This is a genomic window from Citrobacter sp. 172116965, assembly GCF_013458095.1.
GTDB lineage: Bacteria > Pseudomonadota > Gammaproteobacteria > Enterobacterales > Enterobacteriaceae > Citrobacter > Citrobacter braakii.
In genome coordinates this window covers 1,871,404-1,894,478 of sequence record NZ_CP046673.1, presented here as the reverse complement: position 1 = coordinate 1,894,478, position 23,075 = coordinate 1,871,404, and the positions used below count along the sequence as shown (strand labels likewise).

General features: G+C 50.6%; 22 protein-coding genes and 1 tRNA gene. 8 read left to right on the top strand and 15 right to left on the bottom strand.

The features are described from left to right. Positions 1–44: 44 nt before the first annotated feature. Positions 45–1,205 (top strand): glucans biosynthesis protein MdoC, encoded by a 1,161-nt coding sequence (mdoC, locus tag GPJ68_RS08955; protein ID WP_104651944.1) that lies wholly within the window; start codon positions 45–47, stop codon positions 1,203–1,205. A 24-nt stretch (positions 1,206–1,229) separates the two neighbouring features. On the opposite strand, the gene GPJ68_RS08950 is transcribed toward mdoC, so the two are convergent. The 6 genes from GPJ68_RS08950 to csgB all read right to left on the bottom strand — a co-directional run bounded on the left by GPJ68_RS08950 (position 1,230) and on the right by csgB (position 5,107). After that, positions 1,230–2,669, bottom strand: coding sequence for a phospholipase D family protein (locus tag GPJ68_RS08950; protein WP_087121833.1), 1,440 nt, complete (start codon positions 2,667–2,669; stop codon positions 1,230–1,232). Next, complete coding sequence (gene ymdB, locus GPJ68_RS08945; RefSeq protein ID WP_016156177.1) at positions 2,653–3,195, bottom strand: O-acetyl-ADP-ribose deacetylase; 543 nt, start codon at positions 3,193–3,195, stop codon at positions 2,653–2,655. Before ymdB ends, GPJ68_RS08950 begins: the two co-directional genes overlap by 17 nt. Before the next feature lie 100 nt (positions 3,196–3,295). Beyond that, positions 3,296–3,616: a type 1 fimbrial protein gene (locus GPJ68_RS08940; RefSeq protein ID WP_016152603.1), complete on the bottom strand. Its 321-nt coding sequence runs from the start codon at positions 3,614–3,616 to the stop codon at positions 3,296–3,298. A gap of 151 nt (positions 3,617–3,767) precedes the next feature. Continuing rightward, a complete protein-coding gene (gene csgC, locus GPJ68_RS08935) occupies positions 3,768–4,100 on the bottom strand; it encodes a curli assembly chaperone CsgC (RefSeq protein WP_016152602.1) in 333 nt (110 codons plus the stop codon). A gap of 61 nt (positions 4,101–4,161) precedes the next feature. Beyond that, positions 4,162–4,611: a curli major subunit CsgA gene (gene csgA / locus GPJ68_RS08930; RefSeq protein WP_016156176.1), complete on the bottom strand. Its 450-nt coding sequence runs from the start codon at positions 4,609–4,611 to the stop codon at positions 4,162–4,164. A 40-nt stretch (positions 4,612–4,651) separates the two neighbouring features. Then, positions 4,652–5,107, bottom strand: a complete 456-nt coding sequence (csgB, locus tag GPJ68_RS08925; RefSeq protein ID WP_019076446.1) for a curli minor subunit CsgB — start codon at positions 5,105–5,107, stop codon at positions 4,652–4,654. 758 nt (positions 5,108–5,865) lie between these two features. Here csgB and csgD point away from each other — a divergent pair. Genes csgD through csgG form a run of 4 tightly spaced genes read left to right on the top strand, consistent with a single transcriptional unit; the run spans position 5,866 to position 8,211 of the window. Then, positions 5,866–6,516: a biofilm master transcriptional regulator CsgD gene (csgD, locus tag GPJ68_RS08920; protein ID WP_003036091.1), complete on the top strand. Its 651-nt coding sequence runs from the start codon at positions 5,866–5,868 to the stop codon at positions 6,514–6,516. A gap of 4 nt (positions 6,517–6,520) precedes the next feature. Next, the gene (csgE, locus tag GPJ68_RS08915; protein WP_016152600.1) at positions 6,521–6,913 is read left to right on the top strand and encodes a curli production assembly/transport protein CsgE; all 393 of its coding nucleotides are present in this window, start codon (positions 6,521–6,523) and stop codon (positions 6,911–6,913) included. A gap of 25 nt (positions 6,914–6,938) precedes the next feature. After that, on the top strand, positions 6,939–7,352 hold the full coding sequence (gene csgF, locus GPJ68_RS08910) for a curli production assembly/transport protein CsgF (protein WP_016152599.1): 414 nt from the start codon (positions 6,939–6,941) through the stop codon (positions 7,350–7,352). A 25-nt stretch (positions 7,353–7,377) separates the two neighbouring features. Continuing rightward, on the top strand, positions 7,378–8,211 hold the full coding sequence (gene csgG / locus GPJ68_RS08905) for a curli production assembly/transport protein CsgG (RefSeq protein ID WP_016152598.1): 834 nt from the start codon (positions 7,378–7,380) through the stop codon (positions 8,209–8,211). A 47-nt stretch (positions 8,212–8,258) separates the two neighbouring features. On the opposite strand, the gene GPJ68_RS08900 is transcribed toward csgG, so the two are convergent. The 4 genes from GPJ68_RS08900 to ghrA all read right to left on the bottom strand — a co-directional run bounded on the left by GPJ68_RS08900 (position 8,259) and on the right by ghrA (position 11,183). Beyond that, entirely contained in the window at positions 8,259–8,741 is a 483-nt protein-coding gene (locus GPJ68_RS08900) for a DUF1097 domain-containing protein (protein WP_016156175.1), read from the bottom strand. A 101-nt stretch (positions 8,742–8,842) separates the two neighbouring features. Beyond that, a complete protein-coding gene (locus tag GPJ68_RS08895) occupies positions 8,843–9,397 on the bottom strand; it encodes a molecular chaperone (protein ID WP_104652255.1) in 555 nt (184 codons plus the stop codon). A 23-nt stretch (positions 9,398–9,420) separates the two neighbouring features. Next, positions 9,421–10,158, bottom strand: a complete 738-nt coding sequence (locus GPJ68_RS08890; protein ID WP_016156173.1) for a phosphatase — start codon at positions 10,156–10,158, stop codon at positions 9,421–9,423. Between the two features lie 86 nt (positions 10,159–10,244). Beyond that, positions 10,245–11,183, bottom strand: a complete 939-nt coding sequence (gene ghrA, locus GPJ68_RS08885; RefSeq protein WP_104652254.1) for a glyoxylate/hydroxypyruvate reductase GhrA — start codon at positions 11,181–11,183, stop codon at positions 10,245–10,247. 235 nt (positions 11,184–11,418) lie between these two features. Between ghrA and GPJ68_RS08880 the strand changes: the two genes are divergently transcribed. Together GPJ68_RS08880 and GPJ68_RS08875 are read left to right on the top strand one after the other, a co-directional pair. Continuing rightward, positions 11,419–11,506, top strand: a tRNA-Ser gene (locus tag GPJ68_RS08880). Between the two features lie 367 nt (positions 11,507–11,873). Then, a complete protein-coding gene (locus GPJ68_RS08875; protein WP_172860402.1) occupies positions 11,874–12,242 on the top strand; it encodes a hypothetical protein in 369 nt (122 codons plus the stop codon). A 57-nt stretch (positions 12,243–12,299) separates the two neighbouring features. Here the strand turns inward: GPJ68_RS08875 and phoH are convergent, their stop codons facing one another. The 5 genes from phoH to putP all read right to left on the bottom strand — a co-directional run bounded on the left by phoH (position 12,300) and on the right by putP (position 18,641). Next, positions 12,300–13,088, bottom strand: a complete 789-nt coding sequence (phoH, locus tag GPJ68_RS08870; RefSeq protein WP_016152592.1) for a phosphate starvation-inducible protein PhoH — start codon at positions 13,086–13,088, stop codon at positions 12,300–12,302. A gap of 521 nt (positions 13,089–13,609) precedes the next feature. Beyond that, a complete protein-coding gene (gene efeB / locus GPJ68_RS08865) occupies positions 13,610–14,893 on the bottom strand; it encodes an iron uptake transporter deferrochelatase/peroxidase subunit (RefSeq protein ID WP_104652252.1) in 1,284 nt (427 codons plus the stop codon). Between the two features lie 5 nt (positions 14,894–14,898). Next, positions 14,899–16,026, bottom strand: a complete 1,128-nt coding sequence (gene efeO / locus GPJ68_RS08860; protein ID WP_180837246.1) for an iron uptake system protein EfeO — start codon at positions 16,024–16,026, stop codon at positions 14,899–14,901. A gap of 55 nt (positions 16,027–16,081) precedes the next feature. Beyond that, on the bottom strand, positions 16,082–16,918 hold the full coding sequence (gene efeU, locus GPJ68_RS08855; RefSeq protein ID WP_104652250.1) for an iron uptake transporter permease EfeU: 837 nt from the start codon (positions 16,916–16,918) through the stop codon (positions 16,082–16,084). A 214-nt stretch (positions 16,919–17,132) separates the two neighbouring features. After that, positions 17,133–18,641 carry a sodium/proline symporter PutP gene (gene putP, locus GPJ68_RS08850; RefSeq protein ID WP_016152586.1) on the bottom strand — a complete coding sequence of 503 codons (1,509 nt, stop codon included), beginning with the start codon at positions 18,639–18,641 and terminating at the stop codon, positions 17,133–17,135. A gap of 422 nt (positions 18,642–19,063) precedes the next feature. Here putP and putA point away from each other — a divergent pair, with 422 nt between their 5' ends. Next, on the top strand, positions 19,064–23,026 hold the full coding sequence (gene putA, locus GPJ68_RS08845) for a trifunctional transcriptional regulator/proline dehydrogenase/L-glutamate gamma-semialdehyde dehydrogenase (RefSeq protein WP_019076440.1): 3,963 nt from the start codon (positions 19,064–19,066) through the stop codon (positions 23,024–23,026). The last annotated feature ends 49 nt before the right edge of the window (positions 23,027–23,075 follow it).

Here is a 23,075-nt window from a genome sequence, read left to right as displayed (position 1 = left end):
CGTCTTAGGGATAAGACGAAAAGTCTGAGAATACATAACTGTCTATGAGCTCTGTATCACCACCACGCGAATATTTTCTTGACTCCATCCGTGCCTGGCTAATGTTGTTAGGGATCCCATTCCATATTTCATTGATTTACTCGACCCACACCTGGCACGTGAACAGCGCGGAACCGTCGTGGTGGTTAACCCTGTTTAACGACTTTATCCATGCTTTTCGCATGCAAGTCTTCTTTGTCATTTCGGGTTATTTTTCCTACATGCTATTTTTGCGCTATCCGCTAAAGCGCTGGTGGAAGGTGCGTGTAGAACGCGTTGGGATCCCAATGCTGACCGCGATTCCATTACTTACGCTGCCGCAATTTATCATGTTGCAATACGTAAAAGGAAAAGCAGACAGTTGGCATACTCTCAGCGGCTACGATAAATACAATGCGCTGGCCTGGGAGCTGATTTCCCATCTGTGGTTTTTACTGGTTCTGGTCGTATTAACGACCGTGAGCATGTGGGTGTTCACCCAGATGAAAAACAGACTGACGCGTAGTGACGCCGCCAGCGCCCCGGCGGTGTCGATGACTAAATTATCGCTGATTTTCATATTGTTAGGTGTCGGTTACGCTGCCGTCAGAAGGACAATTTTCATCCTCTACCCTTCGATTCTCAGCGATGGCATGTTCAATTTTATCGTTATGCAAACGCTGTTCTATGCGCCTTTCTTTATGCTCGGCGCACTGGCGTTTATCAACCCGAATCTGAAAGCGCTGTTTACCACGCCGTCACGCGGTTGCACGCTCGGTGCTGCATTCGCATTTGTGGCATACCTGCTCAATCAGCGTTATGGCAACGGCGATGCCTGGATGTATGAAACCGAATATGTCATTACCATGGTCATGGGACTGTGGATGGTGAACGTCGTCTTTTCGTTGGGTCACCGTTTGCTTAATTTCCAGTCTGCCCGCGTGACCTATTTTGTCAACGCGTCGCTGTTTATCTATCTGGTGCACCACCCGTTAACGCTGTTTTTTGGCGCTTACATCACACCGCATATCACGTCGAATCTGCTGGGTTTTCTCTGCGGTCTGCTATTTGTGGTTGGGATTGCGGTAATACTGTACGAAATCCATTTACGCATACCGGTGCTGAAGTTTCTCTTTTCGGGTAAACCGCCCGTTAAGCAGGATAAAAACAAGGCCGTAGCCGGCTAGTTTTTCCCTCAATCATTGTGTGGTTCAAAGCAGCCATTCAATGGGTAACACGGACGCCAGCTTTACCAGAATCCGCTTCCAGAATCCTGTGGCGGGTTCTTTTTTCAGGACCTGTTCACTGCCAGAAAGTCGGTCGACCCAATTAATTCTCCCCCAACGGTCAAGGCGTAGCTGCCAGGCCATATCACGCTGGCTTTGCATAAACCGTTTATGAATCAATTCGGCCAGCACTTCACTCTCAATCACAAATCCCATTTCTGTATTGAGCAGCGTCGAACGAGGATCAAAATTAAGCGAGCCGATAAACACTTTGCGATCATCAATACTGAACGTTTTCGCATGCAGGCTGGACCCTGAATTCCCGGTTAATCCACGATCGTGAACGACCGAGACGCGATCGCGGGTCGGTTTAAGTTCGTATAATTCTACACCGTAGCGCAGTAGTTTTTTTCGCCATCGCGCATAGCCCGCATGGACGATCGCCACATCATTCGCCGCCAGTGAATTGGTTAAAATGGCAATCTTGACGCCTTTTCTTACCAGTCTCAGGAGCTGCGCCACACCGGCACGCGTCGGCACAAAGTAGGCAGAAATAATATCAATACGTTCGGTCGGCGAGCCCATTACATCAAACAAACGCTGCGGTAATAGCGAGTGGCGCGGCGCTTTCCCTTCCCCTTTTGCAGGATCATCGCTCAGCAAACGCGTTTTGGCCCAAATCAGCGGCAGCGACCTTTGATCGAGACTGGACATAAACTGGCTGGTTTCCAGTTTATGCAGATAGCGGCGGGTAATATCATCGTTATACCAGGATTCGGGTAGCTCAATACGCTGCACAGAATCTGGCTCAGACATCTCAAGCACATTTTGTAACGTTGAAACCGAGCGACAGTGCCAGTAACGCTCAAAATCATCTGCCACATCTTTGACAACCGGCCCGATAGCCATGACGTCCAGGTCGGAAAACAGCGGTTGCTCACCCGCGCCAAAATAGGCATCGCCAATATTACGCCCACCAACGAGGGTCACCACGCCGTCAGCGGTATAACTTTTATTGTGCATGCGCCGATTAAGCCGGGCAAAATCGGTTAAATAGCCCAGCGCGCGCAGGATGCGAAAGGAAAACGGATTGAAGAGGCGAACTTCTATATTGGGGTGCTTATCCAGCAGACGCAGCGTGTCGTCCAGACCCGGCGTGTTGTTATCATCCAGCAGCAAACGCACCCGTACGCCTCGCTTCGCTGCGGCCAGCAGAACGGAAAATAACAATAGCCCAGACATGTCGTTTTCCCAGATGTAATACTGCACATCCAGGGTACGTTCCGCCATTTCCGTTAACCGATAGCGAGCAGCAAACGCATCCAGGCTGTCATCCAACGCAAGAATGCCGCATTCTCCCGGGTGGTCTTCGCAAAGGGGCGTGATGGCACGCTCAAGTCGCGTCATATCAGTCCGTGTGATCATCACCTTGTTGTGTTAGCAATCTCTTATAAAGTTGAGCGTTTTCGTCATCAAAGCACACGAAGTATATCTGATCAGGAAGTGCGCGGCGGGTAATAAATTTCAGCACCGTTTTCACCGCTATTTCTGCCGCTGCGGCGCGTGGATAGCCATAAGCCCCGGTGCTAATCGCCGGAAAAGCAATGGAGTGATAACCATTGGCCAGGGCCAGTTGCAGGGTGTTTAAGTAAGCTTCTTCGAGGCGTTCGGCCTCATGATGACCTCCCCCTTGCCAGACGGGTCCTACGGTATGAATGACCGCTTTTGCCGCAAGCGCCCCCGCCAGAGTGATCACCGCATGCCCTGTCGGGCATTCTCCTTGTTGCTGGATAACCTGTTTGCAGGCCTCCAGCAATGCTGGTCCGGCAGCGCGATGGATTGCGCCATCGACGCCACCGCCTCCCAGTAGCGATGAATTCGCCGCATTGACAATCACATCAACAGCGACAGTCGTAATATCGCCATGTAACACATGAACACGGGATTGCATAAGTTCCCCCTGACAAAACACCATTCGTTAAGTGTACAGCAGGGTTTTCCCTTAAATCTCTCTTTTTAACCGTAAGTGTGCATATCTACGCCACAGCGAGTCATTTATATTCAATATTAAGAATCGCCATGTTTTTCTGTTCATTGAGGTAGTGCATTTTGACTGTGGCAATTTCCTGCACATTCTGAGGGGCTGTCGCGAGCTGTTGCGGGTTGTAAAGACTATTCTGGTTGGTGCCGTTGCGGATACATGACAATTCAATTTGCTGCTGCTGTCTGTTAACGTCGCAAGGTGATTCAACTATCGCTCCGCGAAAATGAATAACCCCGCCGGTTGTGATTTGCTGCGCAATTGCAGGGAGGGTTAAAAGAGAAAAAGCACATAAACTGGTACTTAAAATACGCTTTAATAATGTACACATAAGGGTTCCTCAATGATTAGCCATCTTTGAGGGATCGAAATGATCCTTCACCGCTACGATTAACGATCAAATACAAACGCTCACACGCTTCTATATTCATAGAACAGCAGCGCATTCCCAGCCACACCCTTAATGCAAATACAGCAAAAAATTATGGGTGACTGTTTGAGTCAGGCCATTGTTGCGACAGATGCAGAGACTGCCCATCTGAAACGGTAACGATAATTTTGACCGAATCCTCAGATGAAATATTAAAGCTCAGTTTGGTTAATTCAATCGGTCGATTAGCAGGGACCGAAAGGCTTATTTTCTGCTGCGACTGGCTTTGTCCCCCCTGCCCTTTACGTATGGCAAGGACTTGTACCTCACATACGCACGGTTGGGTTAACGTCACCTGAGGAATAATGGTGTACATATCACCTTGCTGAGTTGTATTGAATGTTATTTGATTTGCCAGCGCGGCAATGAGTAATAGCGTATGCATCATATTCTCCCGAAAAAAAAACAGGGCTCACGCCCTGTTTATTATCAGTCAGAAAACTGAATTAGTGTTGGTTAGCTGTAGCGTTGTTGCCAAAGCCAACTTGCTGAATCAGCACATTGGAGTCAGAAGCGGTCTGATTAACCAACGCACCGTTACGGCCACCGAACTGGGTTACACTAATATCAGCATTTTTAGCATTCCACTGATCGATAGTGGCATTGTTCTGGAAGCCAGTCTGTTTCAGGCTAATGGTACTGTCATCAGCGCCCTGACCAACTACAGCCCCGTTACCACGCCCCTGTTGTGTGATAGTGACATCTGATTTACGCGCATCACTTTGCAGAGCATTCGCAGCGTTGTTTGACCCATATTGGTAGATACTCAGTGAAGAGTCTGGGCCATAATTACTACCGCCACCATGATGATTGCCGCCCCATTGCGGAACAACACCAGCCAGAGCACTGCCAGAAACTACGATTGCTGCGAATGCTGCCACTTTTAAAAGTTTCATGGTAAACCCCCATCGGATTGATTTAATCGTCGTTAATGGATTAGCGTTGAGTAACGCGAATTGCCATTTGCGACTGTCTCTGCACCACAACTGCTGTTTTTTGTGTACCGTACTGAGTAATATTGGCTTTATTACCAGAACCTTTCTGGATAATTACCGCCGTATTACCGTATGAACCTTGTTTAATACTCGCGTCATTGGAACTACCCGTTTGATCAATATATGCAAAGTTATATGACCCCGTCTGGTCTGTTTTCGCTCGGTTACCAGAACCTTCTTGCGAAATAACCGACAATAACTTCGAGCCCCCCTGTCGAGTATTTGCACTGTTCGCAGTGCCAACCTGACCAATAATGGCTGCCTGATTAAATGAAGACTTACTTAATTCATTTACCGCAAAGTTATATTCTGAGTTAGCTAAATCATAACTTGTAGCGGATGCAATCCCAGGCACACCCAGCATTGTAAACATCATAAATAACAACTTGTTTTTCATGTTGTCACCCTGGACCTGGTCGTACATAAGGTTAAATTATTTACCACTCAAATTATTGTTAACGTGACTTACATTTGTTAACGCCACGTTACGATGAAGAGTATGTCCGTTGAAACATTTTAAATAACTCACCCACCAGTTGTATTTTTATATCCAGATTCACCCCAAAGTACTAATTAACCGCAATTAACACCGTTATAGCTCTGGATTTTATTTCTTTTGTAACCCGATGAGTGAATTTCTATGCAGTAACAAAAAAACGCGTTTCCCGCGTTTTCTGGGCCTTGCAGACGGTAGTGGGATTGTCCTCGGTACAAGTCGTGACAAGTGTCATTTTTTTCTATCTAAAATTGTTCAACTTAAAGTGAGACAAAAAAATCAAAATTCATTAGAAATCTAAAACCATCTAATTATAATTTTATTTCTTAAAATTCAATAAGATATTATAATTTGTATGATTTTTTAAATCTATGCAATAACGCTAAAATGTACAACTTTACTATCAAATCTAAACTCCACAAAAACGCAAAAATCACATTTTAATATATAAATTTACATTATGTAACATGTTTAACACTTGCTTTAAGATTTGTAATAGCTAGATTGAAATCAGTTGAAGTCCATTTGTTTTAATATTTTCACCCCGTTGGGTCGAAGTTTTATTTCTACACAGCAGTGCAACATCTGTCAGTACTTCTGGTGCCTCTATTTTAGTAGAGGCAACTGTCAGGTGTGCGACTAAAAAGTGGAGTTTCATCATGTTTAATGAAGTCCATAGTATTCATGGTCATACATTATTGTTGATCACTAAACCATCCCTGCAGGCAACTGCGTTATTACAGCATTTAAAGCAATCGCTGGCGTTAACCGGAAAACTACATAATATTCAACGTTCTCTGGATGATATATCCTCCAGCTGCATTGTTTTACTGGATATGATGGAGGCAGATAAAAAACTGATCCATTACTGGCAAGATAATTTGAGCAGAAAAAACAACAATATAAAAACTTTATTGTTGAATACCCCAGATGATTATCCTTACCGGGATATTGAAAACTGGCCGCATATCAATGGCGTATTTTACGCAACTGAAGATGAGCAGCGTGTAGTCAGCGGTTTGCAGGGTGTGTTGCGGGGCGAATGTTACTTTTCGCAAAAGCTCGCCAGCTACCTGATCACGCATTCCGGGAACTACCGCTATAACAGCACGGAGTCGGCATTACTTACGCACCGTGAAAAAGAGATCCTTAATAAACTGCGTATCGGCGCCTCAAATATTGAAATCGCGCGTTCACTATTTATTAGTGAAAATACGGTGAAAACACATCTTTATAATCTTTTCAAAAAGATAGCTGTCAAAAATCGTACGCAGGCGGTCTCGTGGGCCAATGATAACCTCAGGCGATAAAGCCATGAAACGCTATTTGACCTGGATTGTGGCAGCAAATTTGTTCCTTGCTGCCGGGAATCTACACGCGGCTGTAGAGGTGGAGGTTCCCGGACTGTTAACCGACCACACTGTCTCTTCCATTGGCCATGATTTTTACCGGGCCTTTAGTGACAAGTGGGAAAGTAAGTACACAGGAAACTTAACCATTAATGAAAGACCCAGTGCACGTTGGGGAAGTTGGATCACCATAACGGTCAATCAGGACGTTATCTTCCAGACTTTTTTATTCCCGACGAAAAGAGACTTCGACAAAATTGTGGTCTTTGCATTGGCAGAAACAGAGGAAGCATTAAATCGTCGGCAAATAGATCAAACACTATTAAGCACGAGCGATTTAGCGCGCGATGAATTCTAAAACATGATTTTGTCCGGAGGCTTTCATGCGTGTCAAACATGCAGTGGTTTTGCTCATGCTGATTTCACCATTAAGTTGGGCCGGAAATATGACGTTCCAGTTCCGCAACCCTAACTTTGGTGGTAACCCAAATAACGGCTCTTTTTTACTGAACAGCGCCCAGGCGCAAAACTCGTATAAAGATCCGAGTGCCGGCGACTACGGCATTGAAACCCCAACAGCGCTGGATAACTTTACCCAGGCGATCCAGTCACAAATACTCGGTGGCTTACTTACCAATATCAATACCGGTAAGCCGGGAAGGATGGTAACCAGCGATTTTATCGTTGATATCGCCAACCGGGATGGACAACTGCAACTGAATGTCACGGACAGGAAAACGGGGAGAACGTCGACTATTGAAGTGTCGGGTTTACAAAATCAGTCGACCGATTTCTAAATTATAGCCACGAAAGGAAAAAATCATGCAGCGCTTACTTATCATGGTGGCAGTAATTTTACTCAGCGGATGTTTAACAGCCCCGCCGCAAGAAGCCGCTAAGCCGACATTAATGCCCCGAGCCCAAAGCTATAAAGACTTGACGCACCTGCCCATGCCTACAGGTAAGATTTTTGTCTCGGTATACAATATTCAGGATGAGACTGGCCAGTTTAAACCTTATCCGGCAAGTAACTTCTCAACCGCCGTCCCGCAAAGCGCCACGGCGATGCTTGTCACCGCATTGAAGGATTCTCGTTGGTTCGTTCCGCTGGAACGTCAGGGATTGCAGAACTTGCTTAACGAACGAAAAATCATTCGTGCAGCTCAGGAAAACGGCACAGTTGCCATTAATAACCGGATCCCTCTGCAGTCTCTGACCGCGGCAAACATCATGGTAGAAGGGTCAATTATTGGTTATGAAAGCAACGTTAAATCGGGTGGCGTTGGTGCGCGCTATTTCGGTATTGGCGCCGATACGCAGTACCAGCTCGACCAGATAGCGGTCAACCTGCGTGTGGTTAACGTCAGTACCGGTGAAATCCTCTCATCGGTGAATACCAGCAAAACTATCTTGTCTTATGAAGTGCAGGCTGGGGTATTCCGCTTCATTGACTACCAGCGACTGTTGGAAGGTGAAATTGGCTACACCTCTAACGAACCGGTTATGCTTTGTCTGATGTCAGCAATTGAAACCGGCGTTATCTTCCTGATTAATGACGGGATTGATCGCGGATTGTGGGATTTGCAGGATAAGAAACAAGTTGATAATGACATCCTGGTTAAATACCGCCATTTGTCGGTACCTCCGGAATCCTGAGTGGTCGATACAGCATAAAAAGCGTGAGGAAAACCCTCACGTTTTTTTTATTTACTGGTCAGCGTCGACGATAGCCGATTCTCACGACGAGATGCCAGCCACAATCCGCTGTTTTTCATCGCATAGCCGAATACCAGCCCCAGCGCCAGAGAAGGCACGACCAACTGCCAGTCACCCTGCCCTGCAAACGTTGCGCATGCGCCAATAAAGGTACCCGGCACAAATGAAAGCAACCATTGCTTTGCCTGAATACACATGAGAAACGCGACAATTCCCGTCATGACATAACCAATAATGTCCATATGCGGGGCAAGCGCGCTACCGTTAATAATCACCAACGCCCACACCACACCGCTTAGCAGCGTACACGCCGAGATCCACAACCCTTTCAGCCCACCCTGCGGACAGGCAAAATAGGCCGTGCAGCCCAGAAAGCCCGCCCAACTGAGTAAACCAAGAGATACGGCCACCCATCCCCAAATCCCAGAGAGAATGCCCGTTGTGATTGCAATTGAGAGAAGTATGTTCATGCCGCGTATCTTAGCAGAAAAACGGCATGGGAATGAGATCGTGCACACAATTCATGCAATGATGTAATTTGAGTTGCAGTTTAATGAGATCTAAATCACATTTATTCTTCAGTATCTTCCTGCAATTCGTCCCACATCGCGCCAATGGCATCACGCGTTAACGGTGCCATGGTACGCCAGAACTGTGTGTTTGCGTGCGCTTCAACTTTGCCAAGGAACGTGCCACACCAGGGCAACAGGTATTCCACAAACAAGGTTTCGAGTGCTTCACTTTCATCTTCCGCAGACTGATCTTCAAGCCATGAAGCCGCCAGCAACAGCGTGCCAATATGATCTGCAGGTGTACCTGCCAGCGGCATTCCGCGGGCAGAAAGAAAAGCACGAACATCGGATTCTTTCGCCCCTTCTACCCAGGCGCTACGATAAGGCGGCACCGCACACTCGTCGCCGACAAACAGCGCGTTGTAATCCGCAGCCAACTGAGGCATATCGCAGCTTTTCTGCAGACGAGTGAGCAGTTCGTCCTGTTCCAGCGGCCAGTTGGCGGACAGTTTACCTTCACTAATCAGGGTAAACAGAGGAACCAGTAAAGGGTCCTGCGGTTGGCGGTAAAACAGCGAGCCCAGTACACGACACAGGATAGAAAACTCGTTCATTGATATATTCCAGTTAGTAACAATTACAGTTCAGCAAATTCCGCGATCGGCTCCATGCCTCGCGATTCCAGAAACGCCAGCAGGCGTTTAGGGGTGACGTTTAAAATTCTGTCTTCCGGGAAATTTACATCATCCAGAATTTTACGGCATTCACCAAATTCACCCAGTGTGAAAGCGGTATGTGAATCCGATCCTAACGCCACCCAGCCTCCGGCATCACGCACTGCCGCAGCGACCGCGCGACAATTGTCCTCACTCCCCTTACGCGAATGCAAAAACGAGGAGTTATTGATTTCCAGCGCGACCTGGTATTTTGCCGCCGCCTGCGCAATCGCTGTGATATCAACGGGATATTTAGGATTCCCCGGATGGCTGATGATGTGCACGTGACCACTGGCCATCGTGGCTATCATTGCCTGGGTATTGGTGTCTTTATCGTGAGGTGCAAAAACCGGCTCATGGAAGCCCGCAATGATGAGATCCAGGGAGGTAAACATCGGACCTGAACAGTCGATTTCGCCTTCAATATTCTTAATATTCGCCTCGATACCGCGCAGGATCCCTACGCCATCGACGATACGAGGCCAAATGCGCATATTAATAAAGTGCCAGTGATGAGGCGCATCCGCCATGTCCGGTCCATGATCGGTTATGGCAAACAGCTTGATGCCTTTGCGATGGGCTTCGGCGATGTAATCACTTAAGGTGCTGTAGGCGTGGGTACTGGCGACGGTATGCATATGCAGGTCAACGGGATACATAACTCTCTCCTGTAGTCATTTTCCGTCAAGGATAGCAGGTATCGTCGCCATTTATTAGCTGAAACCCGGCACTTGCCGGGTTACCATCAATATCCCCGAACGCGATCGACCTGACCCGTTACGGATTTCCCACTTTCCAGGCCCAAAATCGTAAGGGAGATGTAGTCCACCGCCTCTGCCGGGCGTGTTACCGCGGCGATATGCGGCGTCATTGCCACACGCGGATGTTTCCATAGCGGGCTGGTTTCCGGCAGCGGTTCACGGCTATAGACATCCAGCATGGCACCTTTCACTTTGCCGCTGTCCAGCGATGCCAGAAGATCGTCTTCATTGAGATGAACGCCGCGCGCCAGGTTGAGCACGTAAGCGCCATCCTGCAATTGGCTGAGTAAATCAGCGTTAATAATGCCTACGGTTTCTGCCGTATTAGGCAGGAGGTTGATCAGCACGCGAGTTTGACTCAAAAACGCGCTCAGTTCCTCGGTACCGGCGAAGCTTTCCACACCAGACCAGGATTTACGCGTACGACTCCAGCAACGTAGCGAGAACCCCCATGCTTGCAGACTTTCTGCAACTTTTGCGCCTAAAACACCAGCGCCCATGATCCCGACGCTAAACTCATCGCGAGTATATTCTGGCAACGGTTGCCATTTCGCCTGGTTTTTTAATGCCTGGTAGTCATCAAAGCGACGGAACCAGTGCAATACCTGACTAACCGCATATTCCTGCATTTGCAGGCCCATCCCCGTATCTTCCAGACGGAAAAGCGGGATCGACGCATCCAACATTTCCGGATGAGCGTTTAGTTTACTGAGAATAGAATCGACGCCCGCACCCAGCGCAAATACGGCTTTTAATTTTCGTCCGGCGAGCATTTCAACCGGAGGATGCCAGACCAGCGCGTAGTCAGCATGCGCATTATCACCTGCCTTCCACTCACGGACCCGCGCGCCAGGTATGGCCTTTGTCAGCGCATTAAGCCACCAGGTTGTATCGAATGTTGGGTGATAGAAAATTATATCCATAGCGTCTCCTGAACATTGTTATGCGGAACGTACTCGCACTTATAATCATCATTTTTCGAGGGAACATCAGAGTAGCAAATTTTAGGGTGCTGGCAAAAAAAACAATTCCCGCTTATTTAAGCTGCATATTGATTGAAGTTTGTGTAAATGCACGTTTTTTTCAAAAAGTTGATTGACGCCGGAGCGGTATTTCCCTAAATTAGCGCCCGTTCCGGTAGCACAGGGACAACAATATGGTGAGGTGTCCGAGTGGCTGAAGGAGCACGCCTGGAAAGTGTGTATACGGCAACGTATCGGGGGTTCGAATCCCCCCCTCACCGCCATATTCGAGAAAGAGCTCGTACGCAAGTACGGGCTTTTTTTTCGCATGTTGCACGCCTGCGGGGGGATGAGAAGCCCCGACCGGGGGTCGACAACTGGCGCAGCCAGTTGGACAGACTGAGAGCGCAGCGAACAGGCTGCCCGAAGGGCGAGCGAAGCGAGTCAATCCCCCCCTCACCGACATATTCGAGAAAGAGCTCGTACGCAAGTACGGGCTCTTTTTCGCATGTGAGCCGTCCTGAATAGCGTTAACCTGTAGGTCTGATAAGCAACGTGCTATCAGGCATCATCCCCTGCCCCGTTGCACATTATCTAAACCACTCTTATGCTGTAACTACCGCTTTCTCAAGCAATCAGGAAAATAACGGCATGTTAAACATAGAAGGAACTTTGCTTGATGAGATCATGTCGCAGGCAGACGAAGCAGGATTTATTCCGTTGAAGGTTTTCTCGCGAAAAATCCTCAAACGTACACCGAATGAAATAAATACGTTTTTCGATCCTGACAGCCGATTCTACGAAGAGTATCAGCGAACGGTTATTTGCAACGTCAGGCATAACGTCACCATTAAAAAAACCTACACCAGCAATCGGATCTTACGAAAAGAAACTACGGAAGGTGGGATTTATAAGGATGACCTACTGACCTTTCTGGCACAAGCGCTAAAGAAAATAGACGAAAATAACCAGCTGTTTGACCAGGCCTGCGCCAACTACTGGAGCAGCAAAAGAAAGTAATCTGCTGACGTCAAATAACAAAGCCCGGTTTCCCGGGCCTTGAAGACGGAGTACTTATCAGTTGTAAGCATTGAGCGTCCGCTGACAGAGTGCCGAACGGACGCAATCGTCTTTATTGAAACGAACAATCCCAACCATATCATCTTCTTCGAAACGGGCCAGCGCATCGCTTAGCCCTGAGCGAACGTGGGCGGGTAGATCGCACTGGGTCACATCCCCGTTCACAATCACCGTCACATTCTCCCCGAGGCGAGTCAAAAACATCTTCATCTGTGCTGCAGTAACATTCTGAGCCTCGTCAAGAATGACCACTGCATTTTCAAATGTGCGTCCACGCATATAGGCGAATGGCGCGATTTCCACCTTACCAATCTCAGGCCGCAGGCAATATTGCATGAAGGAGGCGCCCAGACGTTTCACCAGCACGTCATACACTGGACGAAAATAAGGCGCAAACTTCTCGGAAACATCTCCAGGTAAGAAGCCGAGGTCTTCATCAGCTTGCAGAACTGGACGGGTTACAATGATCCTGTCCACGTCTTTGTGGATCAGGGCCTCTGCTGCTTTTGCCGCGCTGATCCAGGTTTTCCCACACCCGGCTTCACCGGTAGCGAAGATCAGCTGTTTACTCTCAATAGCATTCAGGTACTGGGCCTGAGCTTCATTCCGCGCCGTGATTGGCGTGGCGTCGCGACTATCACGCGCCATACCAATCGCTTCTACGCCGCCCATCTGCACAAGCGAGGTGACCGATTCATCTTCACGTTGTTTATGGCTACGCGAATCCCGCCTCAGCACACGTTTTGCTTCACGACGAGCTTTGATCACTGCTTTTTGTCTTCCCATGGATAGCACCTTGAGTTGTAGGTATACATCACACGCGCCGTTGGCGGCACGATTATGCGCACGAACATCTGAGGGTTGGCTTCCTTGTAAGCCATTGCTTGCTTTCGGATAAGACGCCACACACGGCTACGCGCACCGTACAAGGTGTCAGTTACGAAGATAAGAAGTGAAAGGGTGAGAGATTTAGCGATGACGAGGTGGCTACCGGAAGAGAAACGTCCGCGTAACGTACTGCAGCTACTGTGAAAAATGTGTCCAATACAGGACTTTTCCATCGCGATCTCCATAGTGAACGACTATCACCGCCGGGAACTACCGCTGTTTCTTATAATTACATCATAATCTTTCGTTAATGCAACAATATTTTTACTTGTCGTTAACTTAAATTCTATCTAATCACCAGAGACAGTCTCTTGCAGAGAGATGACAAAATTATTTCAGTCTCGTACCGATCATAAAAAATAATTTGTTCATTCATACAGATGTCAGGAAAAGCCCCGCTGTACAACGGGGCGTGATCATCAGGCTTTGAGTAGAGACTGTCCCAGATATTGATCTGCGGTTTTGACACCCGGCAAAGCAAAGAAGTAGCCCCCACCAATTGGTTTGACATACTCTTCCAGCGCTTCACCGTTGAGGCGTTTCTGCACAGTCAAAAAGCCTTTTTCCAGATCGTGTTGATAGCAGACAAACAACAGTCCCATATCCAGTTGACCGGATGGGGTCACACCGAGCGAATAGCTGTAGCCACGGCGCATCATCAGGCTGGACTCGGTCTCTTTCGTGCGCGGATTCGCCAGGCGGATATGACTGTCGAGCGCAATCACCTCACCTTCGGGATCGCTGGCATAGTCAGGCACATCGTGCTCGTGCTGCATACCCAGCGGCGCGCCGGTGTGTTTATCTCGACCAAATATCGTTTGCTGCTCTTTCAGCGGCGTACGATCCCAGAACTCGACGCGAAACTGAATGAGCCTGACGGCCTGATAGCTACCACCTTGCGCCCAGACAGGTTCGCCCTGCCCGTCCGTAACCCACACCACGTCTTGCATCAACTTCGCATCCGTCGCGTCCGGATTCGCGGTGCCGTCCTTAAAGCCAAGCAAGTTGACCGGGGTCTCTTTGCCTTTGCTGCGCGCGGCATGGTCGGAAATAAACCCTTCACGTTTCCAGCGCACGCTAAGGAGATCGGGCGTATGTTTAATGATATCGCGCAGCGCATGGATAACGGTGTCCTGCGTGTTGGCACAAATCTGCAGCAGCAAATCACCATGGCACAACGCCGCATCCAGCGAATCATTCGGGAAGCGGGTCATTTTTTGCAGCTTTTTCGGCATCTGCGATTTCAGGCCATAACGTTCATCGAATAGCGAGGCGCCGACTGACAACGTCATCGTCAGGTTGTCTGGCGCAATGTATGCGCCGAGGATACCGGAATCCATAGGGGGTAAACGCGGGTTCGGCGTATCCGGTGCCGGCCCGCCCGTGGTCAGAAACGCAAATCGGGCGGTCAGCAAGCGGAACAAGCGTTCCAGATCAGCCTTATCGCTGGCGAGAACATCGAACGCCACCAGCATCATCGATGCCTGCTGTGGCGTCAGGATCCCTGCCTGATGCTGACCATAAAACGGCTGCGCTTCACTACGCGCATCAGGGGACAGCGTTCCCGGCGCGCTTTGTGGTTTTTGCGCGTGGGCAACCGGACATCCACCCGCCAGCGCCAGCGCCCCACCCAGGGCGCCCATCCCTTTCAGTAAACGTCGGCGTGAAGGTTCGCTCACGCCGTTTTCATTATCTTGCTGCATTTTGCTTAATCCAGACCCAGAACACCGCGTAATTGCGACAAGTCTTCCGCCAGCGTCGTGATTGGCCCTTTCAGCGCATTGCGATCGGCGTCGGTCAGTTTGTCATAGGTTTCAAAACCGTCTTTGGTACGGTACTTGATCAGAATGGTATCGACTTTTTTGAAGTTCGCATCCACCTTCGCCAACAGCTCAGCATTGGATTTTTGTAACTGAGGGCGCAGGAGATCGACGATTTTCTGCGCGCCATCGATATTGGCCTGGAAATCCCACAGATCGGTATGGCTGTAGCGATCCTCTTCTCCGCTGATTTTGCTGGCAGCGACTTCTTCAATCAGTCCTGCTGCCCCGCCAACCACTTTTGACGGTGGGAAGGCCAGCTCGCTAATACGCGTTTGCAGGTCAAGAACATCGCTGTTTAATTGGTCGGCATACTTGTCCATGCCTTTGGTGGTGTTGTCGCCGAACAACGCTTTCTCCAGACGGTGGAAGCCGGTGAATTTAGGATCGGCGGCTTTTTGCTCATAATCATCTTCACGTGCATCGATGCTGCCGTCGAGATCAGAGAACAGTTCAGCAATCGGTTCAATACGCTCATAATGCTGACGGGTTGGTGCATACAGCGATTTCGCTTTTTCCAGATCGCCAGCTTTAATCGCATCGGTGAATGCTTTGGTGCCCGCAACCAGTTGTGCAGTTTCAGCTGTCACATAGGCTTTGTATTCAGTAATCGCGCCACTTAGGCTCAGCAGAGCATCGCCCTGCGCGGCATCCGCCGTTGCGCTACCTTTTACAATTAGTTTGCCTTTCGGGTTGGTCAACAGACCGCAGGTCATATCATATTCACCAGGCTGCAGGTTAGCTGTCATTTTCTGGCTAAAGCCCGGCGCAATGTTTTCACGTTCTTCAACCACCATAACCCCTTTAAGGATCTCCCACTCCAGCGCTTTCTGGCTGTGGTTCTGGATGATGAACTGCGTTTTCCCAGCGTTAACCGTGATCGTCATCGGCTCACACTGTTTGTCGTTAACCGTGACTTTCACCTGCGGAATATCGGCGGCTTGTGCAGAAAAAGCGGAGGTAAACAGCGCGGCAATACCCAACTGCAGCGCACTACGGCGAAAATTAAACGTCATAACCTATCCCTATAAATAAGTATGTTGTAACTAAGTAGTGTTCTGCATCGCGTTTTTATCTGGGTGCGGTACGCGATGCCGTAGTGCCTGAACGCGGCGGCAGTGCAAACATAATCAATGCCGGAATCAGGTAGATAAACCAAATGGCGACTTCACTGACGCTCGGCGCTTCCTGATAGCCGAAAATACCTTCCATCAATGTGCCAAACAGCGAATGCGTTGAAAGCACGCTGCTCATGTCAAACGCCACATCCTGAAAATGATTCCATAACCCGGCTTCGTGGAACGCGCGGATGGCCCCAGCGGCAAGACCAGCGGCCACCAGCAAAATGAACAGGCTGGTCCATTTGAAGAATGCCCCGAGGTTGAGGCGAATGCCGCCGAGGTAAATCAGGTAACCCAGTACCACTGCGGTGGCCAGCCCCAGCATCGCACCTAACGGTGGCCAAATGCCTACATCCTGCTGGAATGCCGCCAGCAGGAAGAACACCGATTCCAGGCCTTCACGGGCAACGGCAAAAAAGACCATCATCACCAGCGCCCAGCCGTGATGATTGCCGCGTTGCAACGCGTTATCGACAGCCTGTTCAAGCTGGACTTTGACGTTGCGCGAAACTTTACGCATCCAGAACACCATCCAGGTGAGGATCACCACGGCAATGACCGCCACGATGCCTTCAAACAGCTCCTGTTCCTTTTGCGGAAATTCACCGGTGGTTTCATTGATGAAAACGCCTAACGCCAGACATAACGCCGCCGCCAGCAGAACACCAATCCACATCACACCAATCCATCGACCACGCTGAGTCCGTTTCAGGTAGCTGGCAATCAGGCTGACTATCAGCGCGGCCTCTAACCCTTCGCGCAACATAATAAGAAATGGAACAAACATGCGAAGAACCCTTAAACGTTATTCTCAGTCAATTGATGAAAAGAAAAGTAAATTACAGTGATAGTGATTATCATTACAGTAAAGAAAAACTCAAGCAGAATGTTTTGAGAATGATGACTTAATGTAAACAGTTAGGCGGGTAACGATTAGGGCGGTTTTGCAGCGGGGACAAATAAAAAAGCCCGCACGCGGCGGGCTTAAGGAGCGAGGCGGATTACTCTGCCTGTAAACGTGATGGCGGAGCTGTGTGATAATGCGCATCAGCCTCGGCAAAACGTTGCTGCATAGCGGCTGAAGGCGCTTTACCCAACAGGCTGAAGACCACAATACCGATGCTGCCGAAAATAAAGCCCGGGATGATTTCATACAGACCCAACCAGGCAAACTGCTTCCAGACGATTACCGTCACCGCACCGATGAGCATCCCGGCCAGCGCGCCGTTACGCGTCATACGCGACCACATTACGGAGAACAGAACCACCGGACCAAACGCCGCGCCAAAGCCGGCCCAGGCGTAGCTTACCAGACCAAGCACACGGTTCTCCGGGTTCGCCGCCAGCGCGATAGACACCAGCGCCACAACCAGCACCATGATGCGACCAATCCATACCAGCTCTTTCTGGCTGGCATTTTTACGCAGGAACGCTTTATACAAGTCTTCGGTGATTGCGCTGGAACACACCAGCAGCTGGCAGCTCAGAGTCGACATTACCGCAGCGAGGATCGCAGACAGCAGAATACCGGCAATCCACGGGTTGAACAGGATTTGCGCCAGTTCAATAAACACGCGTTCGGCGTTCTGGTTAACGGCACCGGCAAGCTGTGGGTTGTTGTTAAAGTAAGCGATACCAAAGAAGCCAACGGCAACTGCACCTGCCAGACACAGGATCATCCAGGTCATACTGATGCGGCGGGCATGAACAATGCTATGGTGAGAATCAGCCGCCATAAAGCGCGCCAGAATATGCGGCTGACCGAAATAGCCCAGACCCCAGCCCATCAGGGAAATAATGGCAACAAAATTCAGCCCTTTGAACATGTCCACGTTCTCAATGCTCTTTTGTTTAATCACTTCCAGCGAATCGTCAAACCCACCCACGCCAATGACTACCATCACCGGCGTCAGGATCAGGGCGAAGATCATCAGGCTGGCCTGGACGGTATCGGTCCAGCTTACCGCCAGGAAACCACCGATAAAGGTATAAATAATCGTCGCGGCCGCCCCCGCCCACAGCGCTGTTTCGTAGCTCATGCCAAAGGTGCTTTCAAACAGACGCGCCCCTGCCACAATACCGGAAGCACAATAGATGGTGAAAAACAGCAGAATAACCAGCGCGGAGATAATACGCAGAATACGGCTTTTATCTTCAAAGCGACCGGTAAAGTAATCCGGTAACGTCAGCGCATTGTTATTGTATTCGGTATGCACGCGTAAACGTCCGGCCACCAGTTTCCAGTTGATCCACGCACCCAAAATAAGGCCAATTGCGATCCAGCTTTCTGAAATCCCCGACAGGAAAATCGCGCCAGGCAGACCCATCAGCAACCAGCCGCTCATGTCAGATGCCCCGGCGGATAACGCGGTCACGAATGGACCCAGACTGCGTCCACCCAGAATGTAATCGTCAAAGTTTTTGGTTGAACGCCATGCAATAAACCCTATCAATATCATGCCGAAAATATAGACACAGAATGTCACTAACATCGGTGTGCTAATAGCCATCAAAACTCTCCAAAATTATGTATCAGCAATGCCGTGGCTTGCCGTTTTATTACCCTGCCGGAACGTGGCAAAGATATCTATGTTTACCAGGGCGACCGTATCCTGCCGGAAGCGATGGTCATTCACAATCGATTTAACACACCATTTACATCAAATTTGATCCAGAGTAGATAGCATTTTTCTGTAGGTTGCACTCTCTCACACTTTTTTCGGTTGCACCTTTTAAAAGTGTTAACTACCGCAGAGAAAAAGATTCGGCAACTTTTATAGCCCCCGTCAAAACACTCACGTTTATTAACATTTCATTCATTTCCAAGCTTGCAAACCAAGTCACATTTAACACGGTTGCACAAAGTTGCAACATAGTGGATATTTCTCGGTAACTATCAGACCCGTATTTCAGTACAACAGGAGTAAACGGCATGGGAACCACCACGATGGGGGTTAAGCTGGATGACGCCACTCGCGAGCGTATTAAAACAGCAGCATCACGAATCGATCGCACGCCACATTGGCTGATCAAACAAGCCATTTTTAATTATCTCGAAAGACTGGAAAATGACGACGCGCTTCCTGAACTACCGGCCCTGCTGGCGGGTGCTGCGAATGAGGGCGATGAGTCGACCACGCTGCAAAATGAAGCGCATCAGCCTTTCCTGGAATTTGCTGAACAGATCCTGCCGCAGTCAGTTTCCCGCGCGGCAATCACCGCTGCTTACCGCCGCGCCGAAACTGACGCCGTACCGATGCTGATGGAGCAGGCTCGTCTGCCGCAGCCTATCGCCGAGCAGGCGCATAAGCTGGCATACGATCTGGCAGACAAACTACGTAACCAGAAGACCGCCAGCGGTCGCGCCGGGATGGTACAAGGTTTATTGCAGGAATTCTCCCTTTCTTCACAGGAAGGCGTCGCGCTGATGTGTCTGGCCGAAGCCTTGCTGCGTATTCCAGATAAAGCGACCCGCGATGCGTTAATCCGCGACAAGATCAGCAACGGTAACTGGCAGTCGCACATTGGCCGCAGCCCGTCTCTGTTCGTCAACGCGGCGACCTGGGGGCTGTTGTTTACCGGTCGTCTGGTTTCAACGCATAACGAAGCCAGCCTCTCACGCTCACTCAACCGTATTATCGGCAAGAGCGGTGAGCCGCTAGTGCGTAAAGGCGTCGATATGGCCATGCGCTTGATGGGCGAGCAGTTTGTCACCGGGGAGACCATCGCTGAAGCGCTGGCTAACGCGCGTAAACTGGAAGAAAAAGGCTTCCGTTACTCCTATGACATGCTGGGCGAAGCGGCCCTGACCGCCGCCGATGCACAGGCTTATATGGTTTCATACCAGCAGGCGATCCACGCCATTGGTAAGGCCTCTAACGGGCGCGGTATCTACGAAGGGCCAGGCATTTCTATCAAGCTGTCGGCACTGCATCCGCGTTACAGCCGTGCGCAGTACGATCGCGTGATGGATGAACTCTATCCTCGTCTGAAATCGCTTACTCTGCTGGCACGTCAGTACGACATCGGCATTAATATCGACGCCGAAGAGGCTGACCGACTGGAGATCTCCCTCGATCTGCTGGAAAAACTGTGCTTTGAACCCGAACTGGCAGGCTGGAACGGGATCGGTTTTGTTATCCAGGCCTACCAGAAGCGCTGCCCGTATGTTATCGACTATCTGATTGACCTCGCCACGCGCAGCCGTCGCCGCCTGATGATCCGTCTGGTTAAGGGCGCCTACTGGGATAGCGAAATTAAACGTGCCCAGATGGACGGTCTGGAAGGTTATCCGGTCTACACCCGTAAGGTGTACACCGACGTTTCTTACCTGGCCTGTGCGAAAAAACTGCTTGCCGTACCGAATCTGATCTACCCGCAGTTCGCCACCCACAACGCCCATACGCTGGCGGCGATTTATCAGTTAGCCGGTCAAAACTACTATCCGGGCCAGTACGAGTTCCAGTGCCTGCACGGCATGGGCGAACCGCTGTATGAGCAGGTCACCGGCAAAGTTGCGGATGGCAAACTGAATCGTCCATGCCGCATTTATGCACCGGTCGGCACGCACGAAACGCTGCTGGCGTACCTGGTGCGTCGTCTGCTGGAAAACGGCGCCAACACCTCGTTCGTCAACCGCATTGCCGACACGACCCTGCCGCTGGATGAACTGGTTGCCGATCCGGTCGAGGCTGTTGAAAAACTGGCGCAGCAAGAAGGTCAGGCCGGTCTGCCGCATCCGAAGATTGCCCTGCCGCGTGACCTGTACGGTAAAGGCCGCGAAAACTCAGGCGGGCTGGATTTAGCTAACGAACATCGTCTGGCCTCGCTGTCCTCTGCCCTGCTCAACAGCGCGCTACAAAAATGGCACGCTAAACCCATTCTGGAGCACCCGGTTGCTGACGGCGAAATGACGCCAGTCGTTAACCCAGCCGAGCCGAAAGACATTGTCGGTTACGTGCGTGAGGCGACTCACGCTGAAGTAGAACAGGCGTTACAGAACGCAGCGAATAACGCGCCAATCTGGTTCGCCACACCGCCGCAAGAGCGCGCCGCCATTTTGCATCGTGCCGCCGTTCTGATGGAAGGTCAGATGCAGCAGTTGATTGGCATCCTGGTACGCGAAGCGGGTAAAACCTTCAGCAACGCCATTGCGGAAGTGCGCGAAGCGGTAGACTTCCTGCATTATTATGCCGGTCAGGTTCGCGATGATTTCGATAATGAAACCCATCGACCGTTAGGACCCGTGGTTTGTATCAGCCCATGGAACTTCCCGCTGGCCATTTTCACCGGGCAGATTGCCGCCGCGCTGGCGGCGGGTAACAGCGTGCTGGCGAAACCGGCGGAACAAACCCCGTTAATTGCCGCCCAGGGCATCGCTATTTTGCTCGAAGCGGGTGTACCGCCGGGCGTGGTGCAACTGTTGCCTGGTCAGGGTGAAACCGTCGGGGCGCAGCTCACTTCCGATGAGCGCGTACGCGGCGTCATGTTTACCGGCTCAACGGAAGTCGCCACGCTGTTACAACGCAATATTGCCACCCGCCTTGATGCTCAGGGGCGTCCAATCCCGCTTATCGCCGAAACCGGTGGGATGAACGCAATGATTGTCGACTCCTCCGCGTTGACGGAACAGGTCGTGGTCGACGTTCTGGCTTCAGCGTTTGACAGCGCCGGACAGCGCTGCTCCGCGCTGCGCGTCCTGTGTCTGCAGGATGATGTAGCCGACCATACGCTGAAAATGCTGCGCGGCGCGATGGCGGAATGTCGCATGGGTAATCCAGGTCGCCTGACCACCGATATTGGGCCGGTAATTGATGAAGAAGCCAAAACCAATATTGAGCGCCATATTCAGGCCATGCGCGCCAAAGGACGCCCGGTGTTTCAGGCCGTGCGCGAAAACAGCGACGATGCGCGTGAATGGCAAACCGGTACCTTTATTGCTCCGACGCTGATCGAGCTGGAAAGCTTCGACGAATTACAAAAAGAGGTGTTTGGTCCGGTACTGCACGTCGTGCGCTACACCCGTAACAATCTGGGCAACCTGATTGAGCAAATTAATGCCTCCGGCTACGGCCTGACGCTGGGCGTACACACCCGTATCGATGAAACCATCGCCCAGGTCACAGGATCGGCACACGTTGGGAACCTGTACGTTAACCGCAATATGGTCGGCGCCGTCGTCGGCGTGCAGCCATTCGGTGGCGAAGGCTTGTCTGGTACCGGGCCAAAAGCAGGTGGACCGCTGTATCTGTATCGCCTGCTGGCTAACCGCCCGGAAAATGCGTTAGGCATTACGCTTGCCCGTCAGGATGCAGACTACCCGGTCGATGCGCAGCTTAAAGCTGCACTCGTTCAGCCGCTGGAAGCACTCAGCGAATGGGCAACCGATCGACCCTCGCTGCATGCGCTCTGCCAGCAGTTTGGCGAACTGGCGCAGGCCGGTACTCAGCGTCTGCTGCCAGGACCCACTGGCGAGCGCAATACCTGGACGCTGTTGCCGCGTGAACGCGTACTGTGTATCGCCGATGATGAACAGGACGCGCTGGTACAGGTTGCCGCTGTGGCTTCCGTTGGTAGCTTAATCCTGTGGCCAGATGATGCGTTCCATCGTGAACTGGCAAAACGTCTGCCAGCCGCCGTCTCCGGGCGCATCCAGTTTGCCAAAGCGGACAACATCACCACGCAGCCGTTTGATGCCGTTATTTTCCACGGCGATTCCGATCAACTGCGTTCACTGTGCGAAGCGGTAGCTGCCCGCGAAGGGGCGATTGTATCAGTCCAGGGCTTTGCCCGTGGCGAAAGCAATATTCTGCTGGAGAGGCTGTACATTGAACGCTCCCTGAGCGTCAATACCGCCGCTGCCGGGGGGAACGCCAGCCTGATGACAATCGGCTAAGGTTGTGGTTAATTAAGGCTCCGGTAACGGGGCCTTTTTTATGGAGCCA

Excerpts from the sequence above, each read along its gene's own strand:
- csgE (WP_016152600.1), top strand. The coding sequence starts at position 6,521 with ATGAAACGCTATTTGACCTGGATTGTGGCAGCAAATTTGTTCCTTGCT.
- csgD (WP_003036091.1), top strand. The coding sequence starts at position 5,866 with ATGTTTAATGAAGTCCATAGTATTCATGGTCATACATTATTGTTGATC.
- putP (WP_016152586.1), bottom strand. The coding sequence starts at position 18,641 with ATGGCTATTAGCACACCGATGTTAGTGACATTCTGTGTCTATATTTTC.
- efeU (WP_104652250.1), bottom strand. The coding sequence starts at position 16,918 with ATGTTTGTTCCATTTCTTATTATGTTGCGCGAAGGGTTAGAGGCCGCG.
- csgC (WP_016152602.1), bottom strand. The coding sequence starts at position 4,100 with ATGCATACGCTATTACTCATTGCCGCGCTGGCAAATCAAATAACATTC.
- putA (WP_019076440.1), top strand. The coding sequence starts at position 19,064 with ATGGGAACCACCACGATGGGGGTTAAGCTGGATGACGCCACTCGCGAG.
- efeB (WP_104652252.1), bottom strand. The coding sequence starts at position 14,893 with ATGCAGCAAGATAATGAAAACGGCGTGAGCGAACCTTCACGCCGACGT.
- csgA (WP_016156176.1), bottom strand. The coding sequence starts at position 4,611 with ATGAAACTTTTAAAAGTGGCAGCATTCGCAGCAATCGTAGTTTCTGGC.
- csgF (WP_016152599.1), top strand. The coding sequence starts at position 6,939 with ATGCGTGTCAAACATGCAGTGGTTTTGCTCATGCTGATTTCACCATTA.
- GPJ68_RS08890 (WP_016156173.1), bottom strand. The coding sequence starts at position 10,158 with ATGTATCCCGTTGACCTGCATATGCATACCGTCGCCAGTACCCACGCC.
- GPJ68_RS08900 (WP_016156175.1), bottom strand. The coding sequence starts at position 8,741 with ATGAACATACTTCTCTCAATTGCAATCACAACGGGCATTCTCTCTGGG.
- ymdB (WP_016156177.1), bottom strand. The coding sequence starts at position 3,195 with ATGCAATCCCGTGTTCATGTGTTACATGGCGATATTACGACTGTCGCT.
- GPJ68_RS08940 (WP_016152603.1), bottom strand. The coding sequence starts at position 3,616 with ATGTGTACATTATTAAAGCGTATTTTAAGTACCAGTTTATGTGCTTTT.
- mdoC (WP_104651944.1), top strand. The coding sequence starts at position 45 with ATGAGCTCTGTATCACCACCACGCGAATATTTTCTTGACTCCATCCGT.
- csgB (WP_019076446.1), bottom strand. The coding sequence starts at position 5,107 with ATGAAAAACAAGTTGTTATTTATGATGTTTACAATGCTGGGTGTGCCT.
- GPJ68_RS08895 (WP_104652255.1), bottom strand. The coding sequence starts at position 9,397 with ATGAACGAGTTTTCTATCCTGTGTCGTGTACTGGGCTCGCTGTTTTAC.
- phoH (WP_016152592.1), bottom strand. The coding sequence starts at position 13,088 with ATGGGAAGACAAAAAGCAGTGATCAAAGCTCGTCGTGAAGCAAAACGT.
- csgG (WP_016152598.1), top strand. The coding sequence starts at position 7,378 with ATGCAGCGCTTACTTATCATGGTGGCAGTAATTTTACTCAGCGGATGT.
- ghrA (WP_104652254.1), bottom strand. The coding sequence starts at position 11,183 with ATGGATATAATTTTCTATCACCCAACATTCGATACAACCTGGTGGCTT.
- efeO (WP_180837246.1), bottom strand. The coding sequence starts at position 16,026 with ATGACGTTTAATTTTCGCCGTAGTGCGCTGCAGTTGGGTATTGCCGCG.
- GPJ68_RS08875 (WP_172860402.1), top strand. The coding sequence starts at position 11,874 with ATGTTAAACATAGAAGGAACTTTGCTTGATGAGATCATGTCGCAGGCA.
- GPJ68_RS08950 (WP_087121833.1), bottom strand. The coding sequence starts at position 2,669 with ATGATCACACGGACTGATATGACGCGACTTGAGCGTGCCATCACGCCC.